This window comes from Inquilinus limosus, from assembly GCF_051487185.1.
Taxonomy (GTDB): domain Bacteria; phylum Pseudomonadota; class Alphaproteobacteria; order DSM-16000; family Inquilinaceae; genus Inquilinus; species Inquilinus limosus_F.
The window spans coordinates 1-7117 of sequence record NZ_JAHVDK010000064.1; the positions used below are offsets into that span (position 1 = coordinate 1).

At 67.0% G+C, this 7117-nt stretch carries 7 protein-coding genes and 1 pseudogene; 4 read left to right on the top strand and 4 right to left on the bottom strand.

Annotated elements, in window-relative coordinates:
* The 4 genes and pseudogenes from KXR53_RS35265 to KXR53_RS35280 form a co-directional block, all read right to left on the bottom strand.
* A pseudogene (locus tag KXR53_RS35265) lies at positions 1 to 449 on the bottom strand (hypothetical protein); the annotation flags it as partial.
* Between the two features lie 566 nt (positions 450 to 1015).
* A complete protein-coding gene (locus KXR53_RS35270) occupies positions 1016 to 1912 on the bottom strand; it encodes an SDR family oxidoreductase (protein ID WP_437380296.1) in 897 nt (298 codons plus the stop codon).
* A gap of 44 nt (positions 1913 to 1956) precedes the next feature.
* Positions 1957 to 2793 carry an SDR family oxidoreductase gene (locus tag KXR53_RS35275; protein ID WP_437380297.1) on the bottom strand — a complete coding sequence of 279 codons (837 nt, stop codon included), beginning with the start codon at positions 2791 to 2793 and terminating at the stop codon, positions 1957 to 1959.
* A 19-nt stretch (positions 2794 to 2812) separates the two neighbouring features.
* Positions 2813 to 3796, bottom strand: coding sequence for an alpha/beta hydrolase (locus KXR53_RS35280; RefSeq protein ID WP_437380298.1), 984 nt, complete (start codon positions 3794 to 3796; stop codon positions 2813 to 2815).
* Positions 3797 to 4178: 382 nt separating this feature from the next.
* Here KXR53_RS35280 and KXR53_RS35285 point away from each other — a divergent pair, with 382 nt between their 5' ends.
* From KXR53_RS35285 to KXR53_RS35300, 4 genes are all read left to right on the top strand, one after another.
* Positions 4179 to 5075 carry a helix-turn-helix domain-containing protein gene (locus tag KXR53_RS35285; protein ID WP_437380299.1) on the top strand — a complete coding sequence of 299 codons (897 nt, stop codon included), beginning with the start codon at positions 4179 to 4181 and terminating at the stop codon, positions 5073 to 5075.
* Between the two features lie 55 nt (positions 5076 to 5130).
* Positions 5131 to 5280 (top strand): hypothetical protein, encoded by a 150-nt coding sequence (locus KXR53_RS35290; RefSeq protein WP_437380300.1) that lies wholly within the window; start codon positions 5131 to 5133, stop codon positions 5278 to 5280.
* 141 nt (positions 5281 to 5421) lie between these two features.
* A complete protein-coding gene (locus tag KXR53_RS35295) occupies positions 5422 to 6849 on the top strand; it encodes a PAS domain S-box protein (protein WP_437380301.1) in 1428 nt (475 codons plus the stop codon).
* A 128-nt stretch (positions 6850 to 6977) separates the two neighbouring features.
* The coding region (locus KXR53_RS35300) for an oligopeptide/dipeptide ABC transporter ATP-binding protein (RefSeq protein WP_437380302.1) at positions 6978 to 7117 on the top strand (140 nt) is incomplete at its 3' end.

A 7117-nucleotide genomic window follows, 5' to 3' on the forward strand; every position in this document is an offset into this window, starting at 1 on the left:
TCGCCGTCGGTGTCGCGCAGCAGGGTGATGCGATTGGCGCTGTCGACCCCGGCACCGGCCCGGGCCTGCGCCGCCCGATAGATCCAGCCCCTGATGCCCTTCCCCTCCTCCGGCCGCTTCGGCGCGTTGCTCTCGGCCACCAGCACGTCGCCGTTCGGCAGCACCAGCAGCCAGCGCGGATGGTCGAGCCCCTGGGCGAAGGCGGTGACGGAGAGCCCGGCCGCCGGGATCGGCTTGGCGCCCTCGGGCCAGCCCTTCGCCGGGGCGATGTTGACGGTCGGAATCAGCGACCTATTGGGTTCGGGCAGGGTCGGGTTTGGCCCAACCGCCGCATGGTCCGGCAGCTTCGCGTAGTCGCCGGGGGCAGTCGGAAGATAGACACCGCAGCCAGTCACAGCGACCACAAAAGCCAGGATCACCAGCCCTTCGGCCCTTCCGGTGACTCTCATCGGCTGCACCGCTTCTGCATCTGACATTTCAATGGCGTCGCCAGAGGCCCGGTTCCGGCGTCAATAGCGCAGCGTGGCCGCAGCCGGGACCATGCGCGGCGGGCGATGGCGCTGCCGCCGGTGGCCACAGTGCACAGCGTGGCCATCCGTCCGGTTTCGGGAGCCGAGCGCAACGGCCGGTTGCGGCGCGCTTCGGCCGGGCCGGACTGTCGGAACCGGCCAGATCCGGCTGGTCTAATGAATGTCCGGTCTCGAGGCGTCGGCGCAACGACAGCTTTGGCGCCCTTCGGCCGGGCCAGGTCGCTCAGGGGGCACCCCTGCCCGCAACAAGAAGATCAGTACGCTCCCAGGACGGATGCAGGCGTGCGTGTTGACGCCGGCGATGACCATCTCGTCTACGCTGAGGGACCGGCCCTTGATGACGTCGGTGACGCCAAGGCGCTCGAAGAGCAACCTGCGCTTATCGTTCGCTTGTCCGCGATGAGCGCAGCACGTCGCGGAGCGGAACGAGTCCCGGGAATGGCCGCTGCGCCGACCCGTGCAGCGGCCTCCGGTCGTGTTCGCACCTAATTGACGTGGGGTGTCAACAGGTCCTGAAGACCGATGTTCCGGAACAGCTCCCGCCGCATGCGGTCGCCGACGCGGAATACCTCCTCGGCGCCGTCCTGCGACGGATCGACGAAGACGCGGTAGGGGCGCCTGCCGAAGGGCGAATCGACGACCGAGGCGATGGCGGCGGCCACCTGGCCCGCATCCGCATCCGCAGGTTCGAGGGCGGCCAATCCCTTCAACGCCTGCTCGGCAACGCCTGCATAAGGACCTTCCTCATACGCCGCCTGGACGGCCTTGTCGGCCGGAGCGCCCGCATGGGCGAAGTGGTTGGTGCCCTTGGTGAAGGCGCCGGGAACGACGATGGACGTCTCGATCCCCCAACGCGCAAGCTCGCTGGCGTAGGAGACCGCGAGCGAGTCCATCGCAGCCTTCGCGGCGAAATAGGGGGCGAGGTAAGGTGGGGTGCCGCCACGCGCCGAGGACGACGATACCCAGACGAGAAGGCCTCGCCCCTGCTGGCGAAGATGGGGCAGGGCCGCGCGGTTCACGCGCTGCGTCGAGAGGACGTTGACGTCATAGAGCTCGGCATATTGCTCGGGAGTGAAGGCCTCCGCCGGCCCGTACACCATATGGCCGGCATTGTGGACGATGACGTCGAGCCGTCCGTTGTCGGCGATCACCCTCTCGATGCCGGCCTTGACCGAGTCATCCGAGCCGACATCGAGCTCCACCGTCCGCAGGTCGACGCCATGCGACTTGGCATAGGCTTCGACCTCCGCCACCCGGGGGGCGTTCCGGCCGGTTGTCTCGCGCATCGACGCGTAGACCGTGTGACCTGCCTTGGCGAGCGCTTGTGCCGACAGCAGGCCGAAACCGCTGGAGGCGCCGGTAACGACAACAACCTGTTTCATGATGACCACCTCGGAAATGACGGAGGAGAGAGCGGGCGGGATGGTCAGCACATGCCGCCATTGGCGCGGATCGTCTGGCCGTTGATCCAGCCGCCTTCGGGCCCGACGAGGAAGGCGACCACGCGCGCGATGTCCTCGGTCTGGCCGAGGCGTTCGAGCGGGTTCATCTTTGCCATGCGGTCGATGATCTCCGGGCTCTTGCCTTCCAGGAAGAGCTCGGTGGCGACGGGACCCGGGGCGACGGCATTCACGCTGATGCCGCGTCCGCGCATTTCCTGGGCAAGGACCTGGGTCAGTGCCTCGACCGCCGCCTTGCTGGCGACGTAGACGCCGTAGGTCGGCAGACGCACGCCGATCACGCTCGTCGAGAAATTGACGATGCGGCCGCCGTCGCGCAGTCGCTTCGCCGCCTCCCGGCAGCCGTTGAACGTGCCCTTCAGATTGACCGCGATGGTCTGGTCGAAGGTGCGGTCGTCGAACTCGGCGATCCTTGCCAGCTTGAGCACGCCGGCGCAGTTGACCAGGACGTCGATGCCACCGAAGGCGTTCTCGGCGGCATCGAACAGGGCCGCGACGGCCGCGGCATCCGCAACGTCGGCCTGGACTGCGATCGCTTCGCCGCCGGCGCTCCGGATACGAGCGACGACGTCCTGCGCCGGGCCGGCACTGCCGGCATAGTTCACGACGACCTTGAACCCGTCATGAGCCAGGCGTTGCGCGATTTCGGCACCGATTCCACGTGACGAACCGGTGACGATGGCGACATTCGAGGTTGAAGCAGACATGGGGACGCTCTTTCCGAATGCGGGTGAAGGCCTGCACGGTCGGCGCTGGTCGCCGTCCGGATTCCAGTGGCATGACGCACCGGCTGCGGCCCGCATGGGGCCGCAGCCGCGCCGATCACTTGAGGTGGTCGCGGATCTCGTCGCAGATCTGCTGGAGGGCCGCTTCGGTCGACGGAACGTGGCGGAGCGCGTTCAGCAGCACGAAATCGTGGATCGTGCCGTTGTACCGCACCGCCGCGACGCTGACGCCCGCCTCCTTCAGCTTGCGGGCATAGGCCTCGCCCTCGTCGCGGAGCGGGTCGTTCTCGGCGGTGATGACGAGGGCTGCGGGCAGGCCCTTGAGCTCTTCCGCCGAGGCACGCAGCGGCGACACATACGGATTGTCCCGCGTCTTGGCGTCCGGCACGTAGAGATTCCAGCCGTATTCCATGAAGGCCCGCGCCAGGAACCGGCCCGTCCCGTAGGTGTGATAGGACTCGGTGTCGACGCTGGCGTCGGTGGCCGGGATCAGCAGCACCTGATAGCTGATCTTCGGGCCGTTGCGGTCCTTGGCCATCATGGCGATGGCGGCGGTCATGTTGCCGCCGACCGAGTTGCCGGCCACCGCGATCCGACTGCCGTCGGCGCCGAATTCGCCCGCATGGGCGGCCACCCACTTCAGGGCCGCATAGGATTCTTCGAGCTGGGTCGGGAACCTGGCTTCCGGCAACGGCGTGTACTCGACGAACACGCCAACCTGTCCGCTGCCGACGACCAGGTCGCGGAGCAGGCGCTGATGGTTGGCGAAGTTGCCGACGATCCACACGCCGCCATGGATGAAGAGCAGCACGCCCGGCTTACCGGAGACGTGCTCGGGCTTCATGATGTAGATCTTCACGCTGCGGCCGTCCTGCGTGATGGTCCGCTCGGTGGTGGTGACGCCCGACATGTCCACCGGCGTCTGGTTCTGCAGCGCCGTCAGGATCTCCTGCGGCTTCGGCTGCGGCAGCTCCCAGAACGGGCTGCTGTCCTTGTTGATCTCGGCCAGGAACGACCGGATCCGGGGATCGATGCGCGGATCGGTGGCGGCATCCGGGGCGGCTGCGGCGGTCTGGGTCATGAGGCTTGCTCCGATGATCAGGGCTGCGAGTTTCGGCATGAGGGGCATGGATCTGTCCGACTGCTCGTCTGAGGTGAGCGCGGTCACGCTGTCGTCATCGGCGCGACGGGCTCTGACCGGCCGAACCTAGGCAGCGACACCGATGTGCGTCTTTCCCCTGCCTGCTGAGCTCTTGACCGCGCTTGCGGTCAGCCCGAGAAGACCCGCAGCAAGGATCAGCGGAGCGCAGTGGATTGAGAGGAGGAGCCGGCAATAAGGCCGCACGCTCCGCCCTATACCTTGGTATTGCCCGCTCCCATCGGATGTCCGATCGGCTGGGCGGGCTCGCTTCGCTATCCTGTCAAAGTCGCTGCAATGAGCCCGCTACCAGCCCGTCGATGCCATGATTCCGAGTCCGCACGGCCAGGCGAAGTATCCGAATTCGACGCTGGTCATGTCGTCCGCGCAGCGTCATTGGTCCGCGATCGCGGCCGAGCTTCGCAGCCACAGGATGAGCGACGGCCCGGGCTATTCCGCTGACCAGATCGAGGTCACGTTCCTCGTCAAGGGCTGGGAAGGCGGCGCGGTTGCGTGCAAGTTCGGTAAGGAACGCATGCCCGTGACGACGCAGACGGGGACCGTCTGGGTCTGCCCGGCCGGCGTGCAGGCCGACGAAATCCTGATCGCCGCTCCCGACCTGACGAGCGCCCATCTCTACATCCCGCCAGCCAGGCTCAACGCCCTGGCGATGGACGGGGACTTCCGGCTTCCCGACAAGCCATCCCTGCGCAGCGCCGCCGTTCCCGAGGACGGCGTCATCAACCAGCTGGGCCGGATCGTGCTGACGGAAGCGGCGTGCGAGACCTCGGCCGGCCGCCTCCTGGTCGATTCCGCGGCAACGACCTTGGTCGCATGGCTGATCCGGAACTATGCCGAGCACGCTCCCCGCGCGACGGGAAGCCGCCCTCCGCCGCGGCTCGACGAGCGGCGGTTGCGTCGCGTGCTCGATTATATAGAGCAGCGTCTGGACGAAGATATTTCGCTCGAATCCCTGGCCCGTGAAGCATGCCTCAGCGAATTCCACTTCGCCCGGATGTTCGCCGGCGCCATGGGCGTGCCACCGTACAAATATGTCAGCCGCCGACGCCTGGAGCGGGCGGTGTCGATGCTGGCTGAAGGCGAGCTGCCCCTCAGCGAGATCGCGTTCCGCTCGGGCTTCTCCTCACAGGCGAGCTTCAGCCGGGCGTTCCGGCGCACCATGGGCGTCGCACCGGGGGAGTATCGTCGCCATATCTGCTAACTGCCCGAATTGGACCACAGCCATTGCAGAGAGTCGGCCCGATCATGAGTGGGTGGTGGCCGCCTCCCTCGTCGTCGAAGACGAGTGGATGATCGCTTCGACGATCGAGGCGATCGTGATCGGGGCTGGCTACGACGTCGCCGGCCCAGCGGGCAGAGACGTGCTGGAGGAGCTTGTCCAGCTGTCCACGCCCTCAACCGGCTGAGTGTTGGGCAAACCGGCGGGTATCCGCCTCTCCGTGCCGGTCCGACTCGTTGTCTTCCATTGCGCGCAGTACTACGGTTGTCAGGGCGCCATCTGCTGGTTTGCGCCAGCAGGATGTAGCGAGCCCGTTGAGGGACACCGGATGATTGGTCCCCAGGAGCCGGTCGAATCCGTGCTCGGGCCGCGACGGTTCAAGCTCGGGCGGCTGGCTACCGAGCTGCAGTGGCAATCGTTGCTGCGGACGCTTCCGGTCGCCGTCTACATGACCGACCCAGACGGCTGGATCACCTTCTACAATGACGCTGCCGCCCAGCTATGGGGCGTCCGGCCGGAGATCGGCAAGGCCAGATTCAATGGCGCCTGGAAGCTGCTCCGGCTGGATGGAACGCCTGTGCCGCACAGCCAGACGGCGATGGCGCGGACGCTTCGCGCGAAGCGGCCGATCCTCGGCGTCGAGACAGTCGCCGAACGCCCGGATCGCAGCCGGGTGCACTTCATTCCCTATCCGACGCCGCTGTTCAACGCGGTGGGCAGGTTGACCGGGGCCGTCAACATCCTGATCGATGTCACGGAGCGGCATCGGGCGGAGCAGGCGGCGCAGCGCCTTGCCGGGATCGTGGAGTCCTCTGACGACGCCATCCTGTCGAAGGACCTCGACGGCACGATCACGAGCTGGAACGGCGGCGCACAGCACCTCTTCGGCTACACCGCCGAGGAGCTCATCGGCAAGCCGATCATGATCCTGGTCCCTCTCGACCGCTACGACGAGGAAGCCCACATCCTTGCGCGTCTCCGAGCGGGTGAGCGCATCGACCACCTCGAAACAGTGCGGCGTCGCCAGGACGGCAGCCTGGTTGAGGTCTCGCTCTCGGTGTCGCCGGTCAGGGACGCCAGTGGCCGCATCGTCGGGGCCTCGACGATCGTGCGCGACATCACCGAACAGCGGCGGGCGCAGGAGCGGCAGGCGATGCTGCTCCGGGAGATGAACCACCGGGTGAAGAATCTGTTCGCTCTGGCCAGCGCCGTGGTGAACCTCAGCGCCCGATCCAGCACACGCGCGGACCAGCTGGTCGAGGCTGTCCAGGGGCGCCTCCGCGCCTTGTCCCGGGCTCACGAGCTCACTCTCGCCGACATCAGGCGAGCGAAGCCCGACACCCCGACTTCGCTGCATGCGCTGATTCGGACGATCGTGTCGCCCTACGAGGACTGGGCGGGGCACCGCGTCTTGCTTGCGGGACCAGACGTTACCGTCGAAGGCCATGCCGTGACCGGCCTGGCGCTCGTGTTTCACGAGCTTGCGACAAACGCGGCGAAATACGGCGCGCTGTCAGATCCAGACGGACGGGTCGAGATCAACCTGGGCACTGAGGCGGACCAGCTCGATCTGGATTGGCTGGAACGAGGCGGCCCGCCGATCGAAGCGACGCCCCGGGCGGATGGCTTCGGCGCCCGGCTGGTGGACGGCACGATCAAGGGTCAATTGCGGGGCACCCTGGTCCGGCATTGGCACCGCCACGGCTTGGAGGTCCGGATCGCGGTTTCTTTATCCGACCTCTCGTCCAAGCGATAGGACGGAAGCGCACTTCTCGGCCGACCGGCTGCCGTCCGCTCAGGGTCGGCAATCTGAGGAATGTCTCCTATCTGTTCATCGCCCATGATCTGGCCGTGGTGCGGCACATCGCCGACCGTGTCGCGGTGATGTATCTGGGGCGGATCGTCGAGACGGGCCCCAAGGCCGCCGTGTACGGCACGCCGCACCATCCCTACACGCAGGCGCTGCTCTCGGCCGCACCGGAGCCTGATCCGGACCGGCCGCAGAAACGCATCATCCTGCAGGG

Bases quoted from the DNA above. Each gene is read 5' to 3' on its own strand.
- KXR53_RS35285 (WP_437380299.1), top strand. From the start codon at position 4,179: ATGATTCCGAGTCCGCACGGCCAGGCGAAGTATCCGAATTCGACGCTG.
- KXR53_RS35295 (WP_437380301.1), top strand. From the start codon at position 5,422: ATGATTGGTCCCCAGGAGCCGGTCGAATCCGTGCTCGGGCCGCGACGG.
- KXR53_RS35270 (WP_437380296.1), bottom strand. From the start codon at position 1,912: ATGAAACAGGTTGTTGTCGTTACCGGCGCCTCCAGCGGTTTCGGCCTG.
- KXR53_RS35275 (WP_437380297.1), bottom strand. From the start codon at position 2,793: ATGCGGGCCGCAGCCGGTGCGTCATGCCACTGGAATCCGGACGGCGAC.
- KXR53_RS35280 (WP_437380298.1), bottom strand. From the start codon at position 3,796: ATGACCCAGACCGCCGCAGCCGCCCCGGATGCCGCCACCGATCCGCGC.